The organism is Arthrobacter oryzae, assembly GCF_031454875.1.
Lineage (GTDB): Bacteria > Actinomycetota > Actinomycetes > Actinomycetales > Micrococcaceae > Arthrobacter > Arthrobacter oryzae_D.
Genome location: NZ_JAVDRQ010000006.1, coordinates 36,436 through 56,223, shown reverse-complemented (window position 1 = coordinate 56,223; position 19,788 = coordinate 36,436). Strand labels below are relative to the sequence as shown.

15 protein-coding genes are annotated in these 19,788 nt (G+C 65.3%); 9 read left to right on the top strand and 6 right to left on the bottom strand.

What is annotated here, in order from left to right:
• Positions 1-31 precede the first annotated feature (31 nt).
• Together metH and J2805_RS12105 are read left to right on the top strand one after the other, a co-directional pair.
• Positions 32-3,682 carry a methionine synthase gene (metH, locus tag J2805_RS12110; RefSeq protein ID WP_309976445.1) on the top strand — a complete coding sequence of 1,217 codons (3,651 nt, stop codon included), beginning with the start codon at positions 32-34 and terminating at the stop codon, positions 3,680-3,682.
• A gap of 42 nt (positions 3,683-3,724) precedes the next feature.
• On the top strand, positions 3,725-3,877 hold the full coding sequence (locus J2805_RS12105) for a hypothetical protein (RefSeq protein WP_309976443.1): 153 nt from the start codon (positions 3,725-3,727) through the stop codon (positions 3,875-3,877).
• On the opposite strand, the gene J2805_RS12100 is transcribed toward J2805_RS12105, so the two are convergent.
• The 4 genes from J2805_RS12100 to tcuA all read right to left on the bottom strand — a co-directional run bounded on the left by J2805_RS12100 (position 3,867) and on the right by tcuA (position 9,842).
• A complete protein-coding gene (locus tag J2805_RS12100) occupies positions 3,867-6,773 on the bottom strand; it encodes an ATP-binding cassette domain-containing protein (protein ID WP_309976441.1) in 2,907 nt (968 codons plus the stop codon). The two genes, J2805_RS12105 and J2805_RS12100, sit on opposite strands and share 11 nt — an antisense overlap.
• On the bottom strand, positions 6,770-7,327 hold the full coding sequence (locus J2805_RS12095; RefSeq protein ID WP_309976440.1) for a hypothetical protein: 558 nt from the start codon (positions 7,325-7,327) through the stop codon (positions 6,770-6,772). The genes J2805_RS12100 and J2805_RS12095 overlap by 4 nt, the downstream gene beginning before the upstream one ends.
• A gap of 255 nt (positions 7,328-7,582) precedes the next feature.
• Positions 7,583-8,275 (bottom strand): GntR family transcriptional regulator, encoded by a 693-nt coding sequence (locus tag J2805_RS12090; protein ID WP_309976438.1) that lies wholly within the window; start codon positions 8,273-8,275, stop codon positions 7,583-7,585.
• 73 nt (positions 8,276-8,348) lie between these two features.
• A complete protein-coding gene (gene tcuA / locus J2805_RS12085; RefSeq protein WP_309976436.1) occupies positions 8,349-9,842 on the bottom strand; it encodes an FAD-dependent tricarballylate dehydrogenase TcuA in 1,494 nt (497 codons plus the stop codon).
• A gap of 229 nt (positions 9,843-10,071) precedes the next feature.
• Between tcuA and J2805_RS12080 the strand changes: the two genes are divergently transcribed.
• Genes J2805_RS12080 through J2805_RS12070 form a run of 3 tightly spaced genes read left to right on the top strand, consistent with a single transcriptional unit; the run spans position 10,072 to position 13,204 of the window.
• Positions 10,072-11,052 (top strand): Bug family tripartite tricarboxylate transporter substrate binding protein, encoded by a 981-nt coding sequence (locus J2805_RS12080; RefSeq protein WP_309976434.1) that lies wholly within the window; start codon positions 10,072-10,074, stop codon positions 11,050-11,052.
• The gene (locus J2805_RS12075; RefSeq protein ID WP_309976433.1) at positions 11,049-11,696 is read left to right on the top strand and encodes a tripartite tricarboxylate transporter TctB family protein; all 648 of its coding nucleotides are present in this window, start codon (positions 11,049-11,051) and stop codon (positions 11,694-11,696) included. Before J2805_RS12080 ends, J2805_RS12075 begins: the two co-directional genes overlap by 4 nt.
• Entirely contained in the window at positions 11,696-13,204 is a 1,509-nt protein-coding gene (locus tag J2805_RS12070; protein ID WP_309976431.1) for a tripartite tricarboxylate transporter permease, read from the top strand. The genes J2805_RS12075 and J2805_RS12070 overlap by 1 nt, the downstream gene beginning before the upstream one ends.
• 69 nt (positions 13,205-13,273) lie before the next feature.
• Here the strand turns inward: J2805_RS12070 and J2805_RS12065 are convergent, their stop codons facing one another.
• Complete coding sequence (locus J2805_RS12065) at positions 13,274-14,857, bottom strand: phospholipase D family protein (RefSeq protein WP_309976430.1); 1,584 nt, start codon at positions 14,855-14,857, stop codon at positions 13,274-13,276.
• Between the two features lie 155 nt (positions 14,858-15,012).
• On the opposite strand from J2805_RS12065, the gene J2805_RS12060 reads away from it, so the two are divergent.
• The 3 genes from J2805_RS12060 (at position 15,013) to J2805_RS12050 (ending at position 17,669) form a co-directional block, all read left to right on the top strand.
• On the top strand, positions 15,013-15,687 hold the full coding sequence (locus tag J2805_RS12060) for a hypothetical protein (protein ID WP_309976429.1): 675 nt from the start codon (positions 15,013-15,015) through the stop codon (positions 15,685-15,687).
• Between the two features lie 135 nt (positions 15,688-15,822).
• Positions 15,823-16,488 carry a GntR family transcriptional regulator gene (locus tag J2805_RS12055; protein WP_309976427.1) on the top strand — a complete coding sequence of 222 codons (666 nt, stop codon included), beginning with the start codon at positions 15,823-15,825 and terminating at the stop codon, positions 16,486-16,488.
• Entirely contained in the window at positions 16,485-17,669 is a 1,185-nt protein-coding gene (locus J2805_RS12050) for an MFS transporter (protein ID WP_309976425.1), read from the top strand. The genes J2805_RS12055 and J2805_RS12050 overlap by 4 nt, the downstream gene beginning before the upstream one ends.
• A 41-nt stretch (positions 17,670-17,710) precedes the next feature.
• Here J2805_RS12050 and J2805_RS12045 read toward each other — a convergent pair whose 3' ends face one another.
• On the bottom strand, positions 17,711-18,817 hold the full coding sequence (locus J2805_RS12045; RefSeq protein ID WP_309976423.1) for a type I restriction enzyme HsdR N-terminal domain-containing protein: 1,107 nt from the start codon (positions 18,815-18,817) through the stop codon (positions 17,711-17,713).
• A gap of 380 nt (positions 18,818-19,197) precedes the next feature.
• On the opposite strand from J2805_RS12045, the gene J2805_RS12040 reads away from it, so the two are divergent.
• On the top strand, positions 19,198-19,788 hold the full coding sequence (locus tag J2805_RS12040) for a TerD family protein (RefSeq protein ID WP_309976421.1): 591 nt from the start codon (positions 19,198-19,200) through the stop codon (positions 19,786-19,788).

The following is a 19,788-nucleotide window of genomic DNA, read 5'->3' as shown; positions in this document are numbered from 1 at the left end:
AATGTTTCGGCCCCGGACGTAGTCTGTTGAGATGCCTCGTTTTGCGCTTGATATTGAGTCCGTACCCCGCCCCTTCCGCGCCCAGGCGCTCCTTGACGCGGTGAACCACCGGGTCGTCATTGCCGACGGCGCCATGGGCACAATGCTTCAGGGCCGGGAACTCTCGCTCGAGAAGGACTTCCTGGGCCTGGAAGGCTGCAACGAGATCCTCAACGACACGCGACCGGACGTCCTCGCGGACATCCATGACGCGTACTTCGCCACGGGCATCGACGCGGTGGAAACCAACACCTTCGGCGCCAACTGGTCCAACCTCTCCGACTACGGCATTGACGACCGGATCGAGGAACTCGCCCGCAAGGGCGCGGAGATCGCCCGCGAGCGCGCAGAAGCGGCGGAAAAAACAGACGGACGCATGCGCTGGGTCCTGGGTTCGATGGGACCCGGCACCAAACTCCCCAGCCTCGGCCACACCAGCTACGACTACCTCAAGCAGACCTTCGCCCTGCAGGCCGAGGGCCTCATCGACGGGGGAGCGGATGCCTTCCTCATCGAGACCAGCCAGGACCTCCTGCAGACCAAGGCCGCGGTCAACGGCTGCAAGCAGGCGATCGTGACCCGCGGTGTCCGGCTCCCCATCTTCGTCGAGGTGACCGTCGAGACTACCGGAACCATGCTGATGGGATCCGAGATCGGCGCCGCGCTCACCGCGCTCGAGCCGCTCGGCGTCGACGCTATCGGCCTGAACTGCGCCACCGGGCCGGATGAGATGAGCGAGCACCTGCGCCACCTCTCCAAGCAGTCCTCCGTGGCCATCGCCTGCATGCCTAACGCCGGCCTCCCGGTGCTTGGCCCCAACGGCGCACACTATCCGCTCACACCCAGCGAACTCGCCACCGCGCACGAGCAGTTCGTGCGCGAATTCGGCCTGGGCCTGGTGGGCGGCTGCTGCGGCACGACGCCGGAGCACATGGCCGCCGTCGTCGAACGCCTTGAACCCTTCCGCAGCCGCGCCGCCGTCACCATCGGCGGGAGGGGCGCCGAGGGCGAACGCCTTCCCACCGAGCGTGAAGCAGGCATCGCTTCCCTCTACCATCATGTGCCGTTCGACCAGGAGTCCTCCTACCTGGCCATTGGTGAGCGCACCAATGCGAATGGCTCGAAGGCGTTCCGCCAGGCGATGCTCGAAGAGCGTTGGGACGACTGCGTCGATATCGCCCGCGAGCAGGTCCGTGTCGGCGCGCACCTGCTCGACGTCTGCATTGACTATGTGGGGCGCGACGGCGTGGCCGACATCAAGGAGATCGTCTCGCGTTTCGCGTCCGCCTCCACGCTCCCGCTGGTCATCGACTCCACCGAACCGCCCGTGCTGCAGGCCGGCCTCGAACACATCGGCGGCCGCCCGGTGATCAACTCCGTCAACTACGAGGACGGCGACGGCCCGGACAGCCGCTTCGCGCGCATCATGCCGCTCGTGAAGGAACACGGCACCGCCGTGATCGCCCTGACCATCGACGAGCACGGGCAGGCACGCACCACCGAGGGCAAGGTGGCCATCGCCTCCCGCCTCATTGACTCCCTGGTGGGCGAATGGGGAATGCGCGTCGAGGACATCATCGTCGACGCCCTGACCTTCCCCATTGCCACCGGCCAGGAGGAGACCCGCCGCGACGGCATCGAAACGATCGAGGCCATCCGCCAGATCACCGCCAAATACCCCGGCATCCACACCACCCTCGGCGTCTCGAACGTCTCCTTCGGCCTGAACCCGGCCGCGCGCATCGTCCTGAACTCGGTGTTCCTGCACGAGGCCGTGCAGGCGGGCCTCTCCAGCGGCATCATCGACGCCGCCAAGATCGTGCCGCTCGCGTCCCTGCCGGAGGAGCAGCGCAAGGTAGCTCTTGACCTCGTCTGGGACCGTCGCGAATACGACGCCGACGGCAACATCACGTACGACCCCCTGAACAGCATGCTGGACATGTTCGCCGGCGTCGACACCGCAGCACTCAAGGACCAGCGCGCGGCGGAACTCGCCGCGCTGCCCACCGGCGATCGCCTGCAGCGGCGCATCATCGACGGCGAAGGCAAGGGCCTCGAAGAGGACCTCGACCTCGCACGCAGCGAAGGCATGACCCCGCTGGCCATCATCAACGACCAGCTGCTCGAAGGCATGAAGGTTGTGGGTGAACGATTCGGCGCCGGCGAGATGCAGCTGCCCTTCGTGCTGCAGTCCGCCGAGGTCATGAAGAACGCTGTCGCCCTGCTCGAGCCGCACATGGAGAAGTCGGACGCGTCCGGCAAGGGCACCATGGTGATCGCCACCGTGCGCGGCGATGTGCACGACATCGGCAAGAACCTGGTGGACATCATCCTCACCAACAACGGCTACAAAGTGATCAACATCGGCATCAAGCAGCCGATCGCGGACATCATCGCCGCAGCCGAGGAGCACGACGCCGACGTGATCGGCATGTCCGGGCTGCTGGTGAAGTCCACCGTGGTGATGAAGGAGAACCTGGCAGAACTGCAGTCCCGGGGGCTCGCGAAGAAGTGGCCCATCATCCTCGGCGGCGCAGCCCTGACCCGCGCCTACGTGGAGCAGGACCTGGCGGGGCAGTTTGAAGGAACCGTCAGGTACGCCAAGGACGCCTTTGAGGGCCTGTCGCTCATGGAACCGCTGGTGCAGGTGGCCCGCGGCGCCGACCCCGCAGCGGTGGGCCTGCCCGCGCTGAAGAAGCGCCTCCACAAAGGCGGCCCCAAGTTCACGGTGACCGAACCGGAGGCCATGCCCGGCCGGTCCGACGTGGCCGCCGACAACCACGTGCCTGCGCCGCCGTTCTGGGGCACGCGCATCGTCCGCGGCGTGGCACTCCACGACTACGCGGCGTTGCTGGACGAGCGCGCCACGTTCATGGGGCAGTGGGGGCTCAAGCCCGGCCGCGGTGATGACGGCGCTTCCTACGAGGAACTGGTGGAAGTCGACGGCCGGCCGCGCCTGCGGTACTGGCTGGACCGCATCCTTGCCGAGGGAATGCTTGATGCGTCCGTCGCGTACGGCTATTTCCCGGTGGTCTCCGAGGGGGAACAGGTGGTGGTGCTGCACCACGGGGAGGACCACGACGGCGTGCTCGGCACCGCGGGACTGCTCGCCCCCGATGGCGGCTCAGGCGGTCCGATCGGCACCGAGCGGCTGCGCTTCGACTTCCCGCGCCAGCGCCGGGACCGGCACCTGTGCCTCGCCGACTTCGTGCGGTCGCGCGAATCGGGCCAGATCGACGTGCTGCCGATCCAGCTGGTCACCGCCGGCTCGAAGATCGAAGAGGTGACTTCCGAGCTGTTCAAGGGGAACCACTACCGCGACTACTACGAGCTCAACGGCCTGGTCATGCAGCTCACCGAAGCACTCGCGGAATTCTGGCACGCTCGCATCCGCTCGGAACTCGGTTTCGCGGCCGAAGAGCCAAAGGACAAGGCAGGGTACTTCAAGCTCGATTACCGCGGTGCCCGCTTCTCGCTCGGCTACCCCGCGTGCCCCGACATGGAGGACCGCCGCAAGGTGACGGAGCTGCTGAAACCCGAGCGGATGGGCGTGATCCTCAGTGATGAGCTGATGCTGCACCCCGAACAGTCCACCGATGCCTTCGTGTTCCACCACCCGGAGGCGAAGTACTTCAAGGTGTGAGTTGAAGCCGGTTTCAGCAGGGACAAGGCCTAAGCTTCCCCTATGGGAATTATCATCACACTGCTTATTATCTGGCTTGTCCTTTCGATCCTCGGCTTCGTGGTGAAGGGCCTGCTGTGGCTGGCATTCATCGGCCTGGTCCTGTTCGTGGCCACGGCCGTGTGGGGCTGGTTCAAGCGGAAAGCTAACGCCTGATCTCTTCCAGATCAGATACGACGGCGGGTAGGGCCTTGGTGGCCCGCCCGCCGTCGTTGTAGACCGGCTTCACCCGCCGGAACGCGGCGAGGATGGCCCGCCCCACCACGGCGATTCCAATGATGGTGGTGACCGCCCGCAGGGTATCCCAGCCCGCCGTCGACGTCACCAGCGAGTACAGCAGGAAGCTGGAGAGATTCGTGCCCAGCGGCGCGCCAGGGACGTAGGAGATGCCGGTGCCTGCACCCACCGCGAACGGCCAGAACCACAGGTTGGTCAGCAGGCCGAACAGGTAGGACGCCACGACGCCGTAGCCGCACAGCATCCACAGCTCGGCTTTTCCCCGCACCCGACGGGGGAGCAGGCCGGCCCCCGCGGCCACCCACGAACAGGCGAAGATCTGGAACGGCGTCCACGGCCCGATTCCACTCCACAGGGCGCTGGAGACGGCGATGGTGGCGGCGCCGAGGAGCATGCCGAACCGGGCGCCGAAGGCCCGGCCCGCAAGAATCAGCAGGATAAAGACTGCCTCCACACCCCCGACGCCGGTGCTGGCCACCCGCACTGCCGAACCGACGGCGGCCAGGACGCCGAGCAGCGCCACCGTATGTGCCGAGCTGACCGAGCCATCGAGGGACACCACGATGGCAACGACCGCGAGCGGCGCGATGGCCAGCGCCGCGTAGGGGAGGGCCGCGGCGGCATCCTCCGGGAAGGCCGCGGCGAGCAGCGGCCAGCAGAAGGACGCAAGGGCCACAAGGTTTGCAGCGGCGAGAGCTGCGAGCTCGATGCCCCGCGGCATCCGGATGCGATGGGATTTCTTGGCAGCTGGAATGTCGGTTCGTTGGTCGGTGAACCGTGGTGCTGCGGGGACAGCAGTGCGGGCTGCTTCAGCCGGGACGGCGTCTGACACGGAAGCGGGTGCGACGCCGTTACGCATCGGGAGGATCCGGGCGCCGAGGCTGTGGGCAAAGTCGTGGTCGTGCGTGGCGATCAGGACCGCCGCGCCGGCGTCCGCTGCGGCCCGCAGTGCCGCGGAGACTGCCGCTCGCGCCGCAGGATCGAGTCCGCGGGTGGGCTCATCGATCAGGAGGACCTGGGGGTCGTCCATGGTCTGCAGCGCGATGGCAAGGATCCTGCGCTCCCCGGCAGACAGGTCCCGGGGATGCTCGTGTCCAATGGGAATGCTGACGTCTCCCCGCAACCGGGCAAGGTGTGACTCCGCAGAGCGTGGGGGAAGCTGGCCGCCGTCCGACCTTAGCTGACCCGCCTTTCGCTGACCCGCCTTACGCACGGCGCGCGCCTGGCGGCGCTCTGCCGCGCGGAGCTCTCCGGCGACGGTATCCCTCGTGAAGAGGTCGTCCGAGGCGTCCGGCACCAAGGCGACTCGGCCGCCGACGACAGTACCGCCGTCGACCGTTCCTTTACCGCCGGTGCCTCCTCCGGGCATGCCTTCACCGAGGGCGAGCGCCACCAGAAGGGACGACTTCCCGGCACCGTTCGGGCCCACCAGGGCCACCACCTCACCGCGGTGCAGGGTCAGGGATGCCTCGCGCACCAGCGGCGCGCCCTTGCGCAAAACCGCGAGCTTCGTGGCAGTCAGGACAGGCGCGTGCACAACCGGCTGTACCGGCGTCGGACGGGCAACGGCAGGAGGCGAAAGCGGGGAGGGCGCAACCCCCGGGACCAAGGCGCCGTCGTCGATGGTCCACCACGAGTCGGCAACCGGTACCAGCGGTTCCGCCCGGTGCTCGGCGACGATGACGCAGACGCCGGCATCGCGGGCGAGGGCATGGAGCACGGCGATGACGTGACCGCGTGCAGCGGTGTCGAGGTCTGCCAGCGGCTCGTCTACCAAGAGGAGGGCCGGTTGCTCCACCACCGCGGCGGCGATGGCCACGAGCGTTGCCTCACCCGCCGAGAGGGTGCTGATATTTCGGTCCAGCAGCTCCGAGACTCCGATGCTCTCCGCGGCTTCCAGCACCCGGGCCTTGGCGGCATCGGACGCCACGCCGCGCAGCTCGAGTGCAAGGCCGATTTCGTCCCGGACCCGGGTGCTGGCGAAGGCGGCGCGGGGATTCTGCAGGACGACGCCGATGAGGCGGGCGGTATCGCGCGGCGGCGTCGCGGCGCGGTCCGTTCCGCCGACGAGCAGCGTGCCGGAAATGTCCCCGCCGTCGACGTGGGAGAGGAGGCCTGCGATGCCCCGGAGGATGGTGGACTTGCCGGAGCCTGTGGGCCCGGTAATGACCGCAATTGACCCGCTCGGCGGCGCGAAGGCGGTGACCTGCACTTGCGCGTCACCAATGCGGAATTCTGCGTCCCGGACGAGGACCGGTGCTTCGGTACCCTGGCCTGGTTGGTGCGGGCCGGGGTGGGATGCTGCCCGGCTGCCGAAGCCGCGCAGTTCGAGGGCGGCGGCAACCCGGCTGGCGTGCTCGAGGGTGCGCTCGAGCACGGGCACAAGGGCGCGGGCTCCGAAGCGTTCGCCCCGCAACCGGAACGCCAGGCGCACGGAGGTCACAGCGTCGGCAAGTGCCGGAAGCGCCGCCCAGGCCACCACAAGCATCCGGGCAATGCCCTGCATGGGGCCGCGGCGGGCGAGGTGTACGAAGCCGCGGGCTATGTCCACCCAGGCGTTGAGGAGGCCGAAACCGAGGATCATCCCGGCGATCGGCAGGGCGGACAGGACCGCTGCCCACAGTCCAGGCGCCGTTACCGGGCCGAGGAGGACCACATGGGCGTACGGGGCAGGCAGCCGCACAGCCGGCAGGTCGAGCAGAACCGGTTCACCGATGCCCGCCCCGAAGAAAAGGATGCGGTAGATGACCCTCGCCGCGATGAAGACGACGGCAAGAGCCGCCGCTGCGCGTAACGGCGCGGGTCGAAAGGTCATGCCGCGGGTGCGGCCGGTGCGCCGTCGACGGTATAGAGCAGTTCGAGGCTCTCTCCGGGGCTGACCTGCAGGGTGGCGAGGCCTTCCTGGGCGTAGGCCCAGTCACCGGAGGCCGGCTTCACCCAGAGGGCCCAATAGGCGAAGGCGGCGGGCATGCCGCTGCATTCTTCCTTGTACGTGCCGCCCTTGTGCTTGATGTCGAGGTCTGCGGCGGGCACGCCGTTTACACGGCACACGAGTTCGGTGGGGTACTGGGTAGTGCCTACGGTTTCCACCTTGGCCTCGTCGAGGACCTTGGAAGCGGGAGTCTTTGCGTCCACGGGCACGCAGACGGAGGTGTCAGCGGCAGACGGCTTCAGGGCGCCCGAATCGACGATGACCTTCACACCGGCGCAGGGCTCGGAGGCGGCGCTGGATGAAGACGTTGCCGAGGAAACCGGCGCAGAGGTGGTTGGCTGGGTGGCGGCCGGCGTGGAACAGGCAGCGAGGGTAAACAGGAGACCGGCGGCGGCGAGGGAGCTCGCGGCGGCGGTGCGGATCTTAGTCAAAGTCACGTGTCAAGGGTAGGACGTTGCATGCCCGGGTCGGGATGCTGTCGCGTTGTGTGACGTCAGGTCTCTAATAGGAGGAGGTGGGGCGGCCTTTCGGCCACCCCGCCTCCCTCGCGTTGGCCTTGTCCTGCGCCCGACTATCGGGTTGCTGTTGCGAAGGCGTGCAGGATTCGGGCTGCGCGTGCCGGAACTGGGCCCGGCGGTCGGTGAAATTATTGGGCCGTTGTGGCCGCTTCTCTCGGCGTCGGGCGCTGGTGGCTACCGCTGGGAACGGTGGCTTGTCAGCGGATGTTGCAGGGCTGTCTCCCGGAGAAGCTGCAGACGCAGGGCACGCGCCGTTTCCATGTGCTTCCTGGCAATTTTGCCGGCGGCGTCGCTGTCCTGCTGTTCGATGGCTTGTATCAGAGCTTCGTGCTCGTCAAGGGATTCCGTCCACCGGTTTCCTGTAGACAGCGTGGACCGCGGTGCGTGGATAAGGTGCGTGGACAGGCGGTCCAACAGGTCCTGGAGAACGCCATTGTGAGCGCAGCTCCAGACGGCGGCGTGGAACTCCAGGTTTGTGGTGATTCTGGTCTGGTCATCAGGATCCTCAAGCTGCCGGTCCCGCTGAAGCAGGGCCTCAAGCCTCATGAGGTCCGGGAACTGGCGGAACTTGGCTGCCTGACGGGCGGCTTCCTCTTCAAGAAGTATCCGCATGTCATAGATTTGGATGACCTGTTGGGGGTCAACCTGCGGAACCTGCAGCCCTCTGGCTACCCGTTCAAGGAGACGCTCCTGCTGGAGGCGGGACAGCGCCTCCCGGACCGGGGTCCGGGAGACGCCAAAGCGTTCAGCAAGTGATGTTTCACGAATGGCTGTGCCGGGCTGGTGGACTCCGGACAGGATCTCGCCCCGCAATGTCAGGAAGATGCTCTCGCCATCCGCTCGTGGGGTTGATGCTGTATCCGTCACTTGACTGGTCCTTGAAGAGTATGGGCTGGGGATTCGTACTGGCAGCGCAGGGGCGGCTGGTTCGAACCAAACTTTACGCCAGGGTTCCCGCCCGCCGTCCGAAGACGCATCCGGCAGCAAGTCCGCTGCCTCCCGGATAGTTGGCGCTGAACAGGCCCCCAAGCATTTCGCCAGCCACATACAGGCCTTGGATGTGTTGTCCTTCGCCGTCGAGAACCCTGCCGTGGGTATCTGACTTGATGCCGCCGAACGTGAAGGTGATCCCGCAGGTGACGCCGTAGGCGTAGAAGGGGCCGGTTTCGATGGGTGCTGCCCAGTTGCTCTTCACCGGCTCTGTGGCGGCAGAGCGCCCATCCTTGACATTGGGATCGAAAGCGATGCTGCGGTCGATCGAGTTGTTGAAGTCGCCGACAGTCTTTGACAGTCTTTCGGGATCAATGCCGATCCTGGCTGCCAGCTCTTCGAGGGTGTCCGCCACTTCCACCGATATGCCGGGCATGTCGTACTCTTCGGTGCGCAGCATGGGGCGAAGGGTTGCATCAAAAATCTGGTACGCCACTGACCCGGGCTGCTTCAGGATCTCCTTCCCGTACTTCGCATAGGTGTAGTTCCGGAAGTCCGCCCCTTCGTCCAGGAACCGCTCACCATTGGTATTGACGATGATTCCGAACGGGTAGCTCTGGCGGGTCAATCGGTTGGTGAGTTCACGGTTGCTCTCGTTAGTGGCGGTGAAGGCGTCCCACTGAACGCTGTGGCACGTTCCCCAGTCACCTCCCCGTGCTGCTCCGATCTCAAGGGCAGCGGCGATCATGTCGCCGGTGTTGTTCGGTGTTCCCCTGACCTTCGCGTTCTCCCAGCCTTCGCCCAGGTACTCCCTGCGCAGTTGAGGATCGGACTCGAAGCCTCCTGCCGTCAGAATGACGGATTCAGCGCGCAATGACACTTCTCCCGAGGGCGTATCCATGACGACACCAGCCACGCGTCCGTCCTCGACGATGAGGCTTTTTGCTGCATGGCTGTACCGGACGTCGATTCCCAGCTCTCCGGCCACCCGGGTGTGGTCCTCGATCAATCCTTCACCTCCGCCGACGTTGCCGACGTGGAGCCCGCCCCAGAACAGGTAAGAGCCATCGGGCCGTTGGAAGGCCTGGCGTTCGTACATCAGGCGGTACTTCAGGCCCAGGCTGTTGAGCCAGCGCAGCGTGGGCTGGGATTCCTCAACCAGAACCTTGGTCAAGTCCGGGTCGTTTCGGCCTTCTGTGACCTTGGCGAGGTCGGCGGCGTATTCCTCGGCCGAATAGGGCGGAACTTCCGTGCGGCCGTGCCGGTGGTCCGGTTCCACCCAGTCAACTAGGTCAGGGAGCCCGCTGTGAGCGATGCGGGTGGCGCCGGCGGTGTAGAAGCTGTTGCCGCCAGCCATGTCTTCACTGCTCTTTTCGAGCAGCACCACTTTCCGCCCGCGGACCGCCGCTGCGTGCGCTGCGGTGAATCCTGCGTTGCCGCCGCCAACCACAATTACGTCAACAGCCTCCCTGCCTTGGGGCGCCGACCCATTTCCGATAGACATTCCTTGTCCTTCCGTTGATGTTGCATCCCACTGTATACAACAGTATGCAGCAGGACAAGAGCCAGTTTCAGGGCAAGCTGCTTGCCAGTGAGGGGCATCACAGGTATAAATGTATTTCATTGTGTACAAGCGTATCCGCATGGATGCGGAGCGTGCTTCGCTTTCCAGCTGTTGGCTTGCCCGGCAATACCTTCGCACCGCCCAACAATGTCGTTACGGAACGAGAACTATGAAAAATCCCTTACGCAAGGCCGTGTTCGGCCTGATTGTTGCTGTAGTGGCCGCACTTGCGTTCATCAATGCCGGTACTGCTGGTGGAACGAGTACGGCGAGAAACAAGCTCACCCTGATCGCGCCGGCAGCACCTGGTGGCGGCTGGGACGGTTTTGCCCGTGAAGGCCAGCAGTCGCTCAAAAGCGGCGGCGTGGTTAACAACCCGCAAGTGGTCAATGTGCCGGGAGCGGGCGGAACGATCGGACTGAGCCAGTTCGTGCAGACGCCCGGGCGCGAGGATGCCCTTTTGGTGACGGGCGGGGTGATGGTGGGCGCCATCGAACTCGGTGACAATCCGGAGTCCATGGCCGACGTTGTCCCCATTGCGCGGATGGCCGACGACTACGCGGCCCTGGTGGTTCCTGCCGACTCCAAGTTCCGGACGTTGAATGACTTCCTGGACGCCTGGAAAAAAGATCCGGGCGGAACCTCCATCGGAGGCGGTTCCCTGGGTTCCATCGACCACCTTCTCAGCGCCATGGTGGCCAAGACCGTCGGGATCGATCCGCGGGACGTCAACTACATCGCCTATTCCGGAGGCGGCGAGGCGCTGACCTCCCTGCTGTCCCACACCACGGCCGCCGGGATGTCCGGCTACAACGAGGTCAGGGACCAGATCGAAGCGGGAACCCTGCGGGCCCTTGCCATTTCGTCGCCGGAGCGGCTTGAAGGCGTGGCAGTTCCCACCTTCAAGGAACAGGGAGTCGACGCGGCAATGTCCAACTGGCGCGGTTTCGTTGCCGCGCCCGGAACCACCGAAGAAGCGAAAGCGGAGTTCATCAGGATCATCACCGAGATGCGCAGCACCAAGCATTGGCAGGAAGCCCTGAAGCGCAACAGTTGGACGGACACATTCTCCACCGGTGAGGAATTCGAGCAGTTCATCACCAACGAAGTTGCAACGGCCCAAGAAATCGTAAAGGACCTCGGCCTATGAGCATCACCCAGCACCAACCCGACGCAGGATCCACCACGGGGCCTCACGGTAAACAGAAGCCCCGCTTTAGGACCGGCCGCAGCGAATTTGTGGTCGTAGCCGTGCTCTACGCTGTTGCCATCTTCCTCACCATCGGCACCGCCACAATGAACGTGCAGGGGAAATCTGCTCCGGGGCCGCAGTTCTTCCCGATCCTGGTGTGCATCGTCCTGTACCTGGCCGCTACCCTGCTGGCCATCCACATCCTCCGCACACCGAACGTTCCGGACAACACCGTCCACCCCGGGCATGGCCAGTTCTCCGCTGACATGCTGCACGACCTCGGCCACCTGGGGGAGGAAGAAGACGCAGCCTACGAAGGTGCGCCCTCCGAAACGCCAGGCAAGGCATGGAAGACCTATTCCGATTGGCGCACAGTTGGCCTGTTGGTTGGGGGCGTCGTGGCCTTTGTCCTGCTGCTGGAACCGCTGGGGTGGGTCATCAGCGCCGCATCGCTGTTCTGGCTGGTCGCCTACGCCCTTGGCAGCCGCCGCCCCATCTTCGACGCCGGTGTAGGCCTGCTCTTTTCATCAATTATTCAACTGGCCTTCGGCGCCGCCCTGGGCCTCAACCTGCCCTCCGGGCTGATAGGAGGGATCCTCTAATGGAACAGCTCGAACTCCTTATGGGCGGCTTCGCCCACGCCCTGACCCCCATGAACCTCCTCTGGGTCCTGATCGGCGCCCTCCTTGGTACCGCCGTCGGCGTCGTCCCCGGGCTGGGCTCCGCCATGGCAGTGGCGCTTCTGCTGCCCATCACCTTTTCGCTTGAGCCGACTGCAGCCTTCATTATGTTCGCCGGCATCTATTTCGGTGGGCTCTTCGGTGACTCCACCTCAGGGATCCTGCTCAACACGCCAGGCCACTCCTCCGCCATCGCCTCCACGTTCGAGGGCCACCGAATGGCCAAGAGTGGCCAGGCCGCCAAGGCTCTGGCCACCTGCGCGATCGGCGCGTTCATCGGCGGGCTGATCGCCACAACCCTCGTGGTGTTCTTCGCACCCACCCTGGTCAAGATGGCCACCGTCTTCGGCCCGGCCGAGTACTTCGCCCTGGCAGTATTCGCCTTCCTGGCCATCTCCGCCGTCGTGTCCGAATCCGTGATCCGCGGCGTCGCAGCCCTCGGAATCGGCCTCGCCCTGGCCCTCGTCGGCATTGACGGCCCCAGCGGCACCGCGCGTTTCACGCTGGGCACGCCCCAGCTCTTCGACGGGATCTCCGTCATCGTCATCACCGTCGGGCTCCTGGCCCTCGGCGAGGTCTTCCACATCGCCTCCCGCATCCACCGCGACCCTCTAGTCACCCGCATTCACACCAAGGGCCGTGCCCGATTGAGCCTGGCCGATTTCAGGAAGGCGCTGCCTGCTTGGCTTCGAGGCACCGCGTTCGGCGTCCCTTTCGGGCTGATCCCTGCCGGCGGCGCCGAAGTTCCCACATTCCTGGCCTACGGCACCGAAAAACAACTGGCCAAACGCAGGAACGATCCGGAGTTCGGTACCACCGGGTCCATCCGCGGCCTTGCCGCGCCCGAAGCGGCGGCGAACGCCACCGCCGGGACAGCCATGGGTGCGCTGCTTGCCCTGGGACTGCCGGTATCAGCCACGGCTGCCATCATGCTTGCTGCGTTCCAGCAGTACGGAATGCAGCCGGGACCCCTGCTCTTCGAACGGAGCGGTGACCTGGTCTGGGCCCTGTTGGCCTCATTGTTCATCGGCCTGGTCATCCTGGTGATGATCAACATCCCGTTCGCCTCCGTCTGGGCCAAGCTGTTGAGCATCCCCAAGCACTACCTTTACGCCGGCATCACCGTCTTCTCCATGCTCGGCGTCTATGCAGTAAGCTCAGCAATCCTCGACCTCTGGCTGCTCATCGCCATCGGCCTCATAGGATTCCTGATGCGCCGTTATAACATCCCCCTGGCGCCGGTACTGATCGCAGTAATTCTCGGGCCGATGGCAGAAACCGAACTGCGCCGTGCACTGGCAGTCTCCGAGGGGGACCTGGGCATCCTGGTGGACAGCCCCATCACCATCACTCTGTACCTGGTCCTGGCCGCTGCCCTGGCCCTTAGTGCCGTCCAGCATCTGAGGCACCGGGCCAACCGCAGGGCCTGATTCCCCAAACAAAAGCAAAGCGGACGACGGCGGGAGGTCCCGCCGTCGTCCGCTTCCTTTTGTCCTTCCCTAGAACTCGGTGGTGCCGCGCATCTTCCGGGGGCGGCCGTCCGGGTCCACCAGAAACCGGTTTGCAGGACCCGCCCAGAGCCGCTCAAGGCGAGGCACTGGTTCTGGACTGTGGTGCCGCACATGTCCCTTGGGGCGGGGCGAGGAGCGGCCGGTTTTGTGCCAATGGTCCAGGGCGTCTGCGGCGGCATTCCAAAGGGCGAGGCCGTCCGCCTGGGCGTGCAGCTGCGGGTCACCCTGGTCCAGGCCCAGGTGTTCGGCCCAGAGTTGGAGCCGGAGTGAGTGGGCCAACGAGCGGGAAGCATCAGAACCAGCGCTGGTGTCGATGACCGCGCAGGTAAGCTCGCTGTCCGTTGTCCAGGACCGGCGGTTGAAGTTGTCCGACCCGATGGTGAACCAGGTGTCGTCGATGATGCAGATCTTGGCATGGACGTAGATCGGAGTCCCGGCCGTGTTTTCCAGATTGAACACGCCGAACCTGCCGGGTGCAGCGCGGCGCATCCTTTCGATGGCACGCAGTTGCCCGAGCCGCTTCGGTGGCCCTGCGAGCGGACCATCGGAGTCCGGGTAGCGCGGCACCACGGCGATCACATTCAGCCCGGGGTTCTGCTCGAGGGCAGACGCGATTCCGGCGGCGACCTCCGCCGACCACAGGTACTGGTCCTCGATGTAGATCAGATTGCGGGCCAGGCTGAATGCTTTGGTGTAGGCCCGGGCAACGCTCCGCTCACCATGGGGCGCGAACGGGAACGGCGGACGCTTCACACCGTAGGTGCGCAACAGCTGCACGGCGTGGGGGCCGGCCGGCGGCGGTGGCGGCGCAGTCTCCGGCAGGGGTTCGGGATGGCGGGGCATATCGGCCAGGCGTTGCAGCAGCATCCGGTACGGTGTGCGATGGTCCAGGGGGTGCGGGTCATCCCACCTTTCCGCGAACAGCTTCAGCACATCTGCCACAACAGGGCCGCGCAGTTCCAGGGCAGCATCATGCCACGGAGGTTGTTTCCCGTACCGGGGATCCATGTCCACCGCCTGCGGGTCTCCCGCGTGGTCGGCGTCGTCCCGGCGGCTGTGGGAAAGGTCGATCCCGCCCACGAACGCGACGTCCCGCGAAGGGTCATTACCATTGCGGATGACGAACAATTTCTGGTGATGGCAGCCGAAGAGGCGCACCCGCTGATCCAGCAGTACCTCGCCGCCGGCGTCGTTGATCTGGCGGCTGAGGTGCTCGTTGGACAGGTTGCTCATGGGGGCAGACACGCGCTCTCCGTGGGACCTCCAAATCAGGCCGCGCACTTCCACTCCCGCCCGCGCCAACCGCGCCAGCAACTCGCCGATCGTAGGCCCGTCCGGCGTCAGCCGTTCATCCGCATCGCCACGCCAGTCGGTGAACCATACACGGTCTCCCGGCTGCAGGGCCGACAACTCCTCATGCAGCCGGGCGAAGTAGGTGGCACCGTGAACCAGGGGCCGGACGAGGTTGCCTTCCGACCAGGACGGCGATCCCTCACCGCCCGCGTGCACGTCGGTGGCAGCATTCCCCCACTCATCGCCGCTTAAGAACCAAGTACCAGGATTGCTGTCCACTCGATGTTCCCTTCGGGGCCCGAGGCCGGTCACTAAGCGTCCGGCCTACTCAGTAGCCTACGACTGTGGTGGTCAATGTCATCGGGTTGGGGTCAACGTTCTCAGAGTTAACTCGCAACCTTGTCTCTGCCGACGTCGAGGTTTACCGTAATCTCATGGCTCGGCGAATTCGCGGAGATGCGACAGCTGCGGCGGCCGTCATGGCGGCGGGATCGGCGACGTTCCTGGCCGGGGCCTTTATGCCGGTCTCGCGTGTGTATGTCGAAGGAGACCCGCAGCGCAAACTGGCCATTCTGCTGGCGGACCCCGGGCAGTGGAGTACCCAGCAAATGCTCTTGGCCGCAGGCACAGCTGCATTGCCCGTTGGGGTGGTGATGCTCGCCCGTCACTGGGATACGGGAAGCGATCGGGGCGGTCATGAACCCTTGGTGGGGCAGCGGCTTGCCCAAGGCGCCGCACTTGCCTGGGTCGCGGGGGCAGGTCTGTTCCTGGGTCACCTGAAGGCGCGGTACAGGGATCCGGAGGCCTTCGCGTTGGGGAATATGCCCTTTTGGCCCTTTCAGGGGTACATGGGGCTGAGCCTTGCCGGCATGGCTGCCCTGGGTGGCGGGCTGCTGGCACGGGCGCGTGCCCGCGCCAATTCCGGCGCTCTGCCACAGGACCCGCGCTGGCCGGGCTGGCTCAATGTGGGCGGTGCCGGAGTCTTCGCCGCCGTCCTCGTGGCTACCGGTGACCTGCCGCCCCTGGTGGTCTACGTCGTGGAGCTGTCGACCGGTGCTGCGCTGCTACGGCAGCTCCGCCGGAGCGCCGACCTCGGGAAGCCAGCCTAACTCGCCGATCACTCAGCGGTTGTGAACTTACACGCACCGCCATTCACAGGGGCCACCGCAGGGCAGCACGGCTTCTTGGCGAACCATCATACTTGTATAGATGTATACAAGTATGATGGAGCCGGAGGTCACCACATGGCAGATTCACCGTCCCGGAATACCGGGGCACACGTTGTTTACGCGGAACTGAAGCGGCAGATCCTGAGCCTTGAGCTGAAGCCCGGGGCACGCATCTACGAACCGGCGATGGCCGAGGCCCTGCAGGTGAGCCGGACGCCGCTGCGGGAAGCCATCCGGAGGCTCATTTCGGAGAACCTGCTGGAACAGCAACCTACCGGGGGCGTGCTGGTCCCGGCCCTGGATGAGGCAGCAATTTCCGAGCTGTACGAGGTGCGCGCGGCCATGGAATCGCTCATGGCGCGCCAGGCGTGCCTGAAGGCGACGGCGGCCGACATTGAAGCGCTCAACGGAATCCTCGAGCGCAACGCCGCCATGGTGCAGTTTGCCGATGAAGCCATGAAGCAGGGCATGTCGCTGCACGCAAAGATCGCGGAGATTGCCGGGAATTCGTGGGCCCGGCGGGTCCACGACCAGATCTCCAGCCAGATGGAGCGGTACCGCCACTTCACCAACAGCACGCAGGAACGGCGGGACCAGGCCCTGGCCCAGCACCGGATCCTGGTGGATGCGGTGGCCGCCGGCAAGCCCGAAAAAGCCGCCAAGCTCGCCTTCGACCACGTCATGGGAGCCCGGGACGCGGCGGTGCGTGCCATCACGGGCAGCAGCCCCGTCACCACATGATTGGTGAACTCGGACGCCGCTCGGCCGCAGCCCTCCTCACACATTCCGCCCTGATCCAGGCCGTAACCTTCCTGGTCCGTCCGGCCGCCACCTACCGCGCACTCGAGCTGGACGTTCCCGGTTTCGCACTGGGTCTCCTCGCCGCCAGCTACGCGGTCTTTCCCCTGCTGCTCGCAGTCCCCACGGGCGGACTGGTGGACCGCCTCGGTGAGCGTCGGCTGATGGCGATCGGATCCGGCGTCGTTCTTGCCTGTTCTGTCTTCCTGCTGCTGTGGGGATCGTCGATCGTGAGCCTGGTGATCGGAACCGCGTTCCTCGGTGCCGGCCAACTTGCCTGCGTGGTGGGGCAGCAGGCCGTGGTGGCCAACAACGCCGCCTCATCCAGGATGGATTCTGCCTTCGGCTACCTGACATTCGCGGCATCGCTGGGACAGGCCCTGGGGCCGTTGGCGATTTCCCTGGTGGGAGGCGCCTCGGTCCGCCCCGACACCCAGGCCATCTTCTTCCTCTCCGCCTGCATGAGCCTGGTGCTTTTTGTGACCACGTTCGGCGTCTCGGCCAAAGTCAGCGGGGGCAAAAGGAAAGCCGTTGGGGGCGGCGGTGATGGCGGCGCAGGCGGTGTTGTTTCGCTGCTGAAGACACCCGGCGTCGCACGGGCTTTGGCCACCAGCGCCACGGTCCTGGCCGTGGTGGACCTGACCATGGTCTACCTCCCGGCGCTCGGATCCGAGCGCGGGCTCACTGCGGCAACGGTGGGCCTGATGCTCACCACCCGGGCCGTGTTTTCCATGGTTTCCCGGCTTTTGTTGGGCCAGATGGCCAGGAAGCTGGGGCGAATGCGGTTGCTGGTGTTCAGCCTTGCGTTGTCCACAATCGCTCTTTCCGCGGCCGCAGTTCCGATGCCGGCCTGGCTGCTGTTTGCGGTCATGGCTGTTCTGGGTTTGGGGCTCGGCATCGGACAGCCCCTCACCATGTCCTGGCTGTCAGCGCAGGCTCCGGCGGGGCAGCGCGGCCGGGCGCTGGCTCTGCGGCTGGCCGGAAACAGGGTAGGCCAGGTGGTCCTGCCCAGCGCCATCGGCGTCGTGGCGGCAGGGCTCGGCGCAGGAGGAGTTTTCCTGGCGTCGGCAGTGGTGGTGGGCGGGACGCTGGTGCTGCTCCGCGGGGTGCGCCTGGACGGTTAGGTCTCCTCAGCCCAGCGGGTGGTCCGCTGAATACCCTTGGGTTACCAGGTGTTCCGAAGCTTAGGGTCAACGATCTCTGTCCGGATCACGGCCGCCAGCGTCTGGACCGTTGTGGTGATCCCGGTATTCCGCTTGATTTCCTTGCGGATGATGTCCAGCACCGAGTCGGACAGGATGACGTCCAGAAGCGCATCCGGCGACGTCGCCGCGCGGTGCTTCCACAGCTCATCGATCCGGCGGCGCTTGAGCGCCTCCCGGTGGAGGAAGAACATTTTGTCCGCTTTTTCCTCCAGCGATTCGGGGCCGAGGAGGTCAACTTCGAAGGCGAGATTCACAATCACTGGGAGCCCGCCGGTGAGGTGGTAGGCCTGCCAGACCTGTCCGTTGGTGAGGATCATCCATTCCACACCCTCGTTGACCGCGTACATCTGGACCTGGCGGAGGTGGCGCTCACTGAGCTTCTGGCTCACCCGCTTGACCTCTATGAAGGCAATCAGCTGCTTATCAATTCTGACGCCGTAGTCCGCAAAATCCTGCTTGACCATGTATTCCGTGGTAAGGTCGCGGAATTTGTCATAGCCCAAACCCTCGCAGAGCATGTCCGTGATCAAAAGGCGGGTGTCGCCCTCGTTGGCGTCACGGGTCAGGAGGTCGTGGAGTGGCTTGGTGAATCGCTGCACGGCAGCTTTAACCTGCTCGTGGGCGTCGGACTCCCACTTCGGTAACTTGGCGGCCGGCGGCGCGGGTTTGATCTCCGCGACGACTGTGACGGCTTCGGCGGCCTCGACTGCCACCAGGCTTACTTCCAGCGCCGGCGGTGCTGGCGCGTCGGCTGGATCTTCGCCGATCGAATCGTCGTCGGCTGGAACGGCTTGGGGAGCATGGGCCGCACCCACGGGACGCGACAATTCGTCGGGGAGTTGGACATGCGCGTCCACCACACCAAAAGCCGCTTGTTTCAACAGCCACTGGATTGTCGGCAACCATGGCTCGACGGCCTCCCTGCTTACCCCCGGGGCCTCTACGGTCCTCGCCGCGGAAATGGCCTCCAGATCGGCGGCGCGCGGAACAAGGTGACCCTGCCCGGCTGCCTCAGTGGCCCACTGGGACAGCACCTGCAGACGCGCCTGATACTTAATGTCGGTCATTTTTCCCCCAATTGAATTCAGTCCCTTCTGAATTCTCCAATTAGACGAGACCATACACGGCCGCTTTATCCGCTCCGCCTGCGCCACGGCTCCATTTGGAGCGCATCCGTCGCGGACGCTGGGTTGCCTGCAATTCCTCAATTGCACTGGCGTTTACCGTGAGTTCATGCATCCGCCGCGTCTTTGATTTTGCCGCCGGCGCAAGGCGGCTTCGAACTTATCCCTATTCCGGCTAGGATCACTCTCGAACCCGGCCTGATCGGCATGGTCCGGGTCCTCAGCCCCGATAACTTCACCTGTCACCAAGGAACTAGCGCATGGGCGGGCTCGTTGGGACCTGAGGACGCGAGTATTTTCTACTAGCTGGAGGTTGAGAAATTATGGGATTGAGCTTGCAGAAGGGCCAGTCGCTGTCGCTGACCAAAAAAGACGGCGGTTCGCTCACTAAAACCAAGATGGGGCTGGGCTGGGACTCGGCGGCTCCGGTCAAAAAGGGCTTTTTCGGAAAGGCCAAGACCGTAGAGGTGGACCTCGATGCGTCGGCCATTTTCTTCGACGCGGCCGGACGGTCGCTGGATCAGGTCTGGTACAACCAGCTGCAGAGCAAGGACGGCTCCACGCGCCACACCGGGGACAACCTGACGGGTGACGGCGCCGGCGATGACGAGACCATCCTGGTCAACCTGGAGCTCGTCTCCCCGGCCGTGGCCCACATCGTGTTCGTCATCAGCAGCTACACCGGCCAGACCTTCGACCAGGTGCAGAATGCCTTCTGCCGCCTGGTGGACGACTCCACGGCAGGAAGCCCGGAAATTGCCAAGTACCAGCTGACCGACTCGGGGACGCATTCGGCCATGATCATGTCCAAGGTATCCCGTGACGGCGCGGGCTGGACGTTCAAGGCCATCGGGGAGCGCGCCCAGGGCCGCTCGGTGGCGGATCTGATCGCACCGGCCGCTGCGGTCCTCTAG

Bases quoted from the DNA above. Each gene is read 5' to 3' on its own strand.
- J2805_RS12055 (WP_309976427.1), top strand. From the start codon at position 15,823: ATGGCAGATTCACCGTCCCGGAATACCGGGGCACACGTTGTTTACGCG.
- J2805_RS12045 (WP_309976423.1), bottom strand. From the start codon at position 18,817: ATGACCGACATTAAGTATCAGGCGCGTCTGCAGGTGCTGTCCCAGTGG.
- J2805_RS12060 (WP_309976429.1), top strand. From the start codon at position 15,013: ATGGCTCGGCGAATTCGCGGAGATGCGACAGCTGCGGCGGCCGTCATG.
- J2805_RS12080 (WP_309976434.1), top strand. From the start codon at position 10,072: ATGAAAAATCCCTTACGCAAGGCCGTGTTCGGCCTGATTGTTGCTGTA.
- J2805_RS12040 (WP_309976421.1), top strand. From the start codon at position 19,198: ATGGGATTGAGCTTGCAGAAGGGCCAGTCGCTGTCGCTGACCAAAAAA.
- J2805_RS12075 (WP_309976433.1), top strand. From the start codon at position 11,049: ATGAGCATCACCCAGCACCAACCCGACGCAGGATCCACCACGGGGCCT.
- tcuA (WP_309976436.1), bottom strand. From the start codon at position 9,842: ATGTCTATCGGAAATGGGTCGGCGCCCCAAGGCAGGGAGGCTGTTGAC.
- J2805_RS12105 (WP_309976443.1), top strand. From the start codon at position 3,725: ATGGGAATTATCATCACACTGCTTATTATCTGGCTTGTCCTTTCGATC.
- J2805_RS12050 (WP_309976425.1), top strand. From the start codon at position 16,485: ATGATTGGTGAACTCGGACGCCGCTCGGCCGCAGCCCTCCTCACACAT.
- J2805_RS12070 (WP_309976431.1), top strand. From the start codon at position 11,696: ATGGAACAGCTCGAACTCCTTATGGGCGGCTTCGCCCACGCCCTGACC.
- J2805_RS12100 (WP_309976441.1), bottom strand. From the start codon at position 6,773: ATGACCTTTCGACCCGCGCCGTTACGCGCAGCGGCGGCTCTTGCCGTC.
- metH (WP_309976445.1), top strand. From the start codon at position 32: ATGCCTCGTTTTGCGCTTGATATTGAGTCCGTACCCCGCCCCTTCCGC.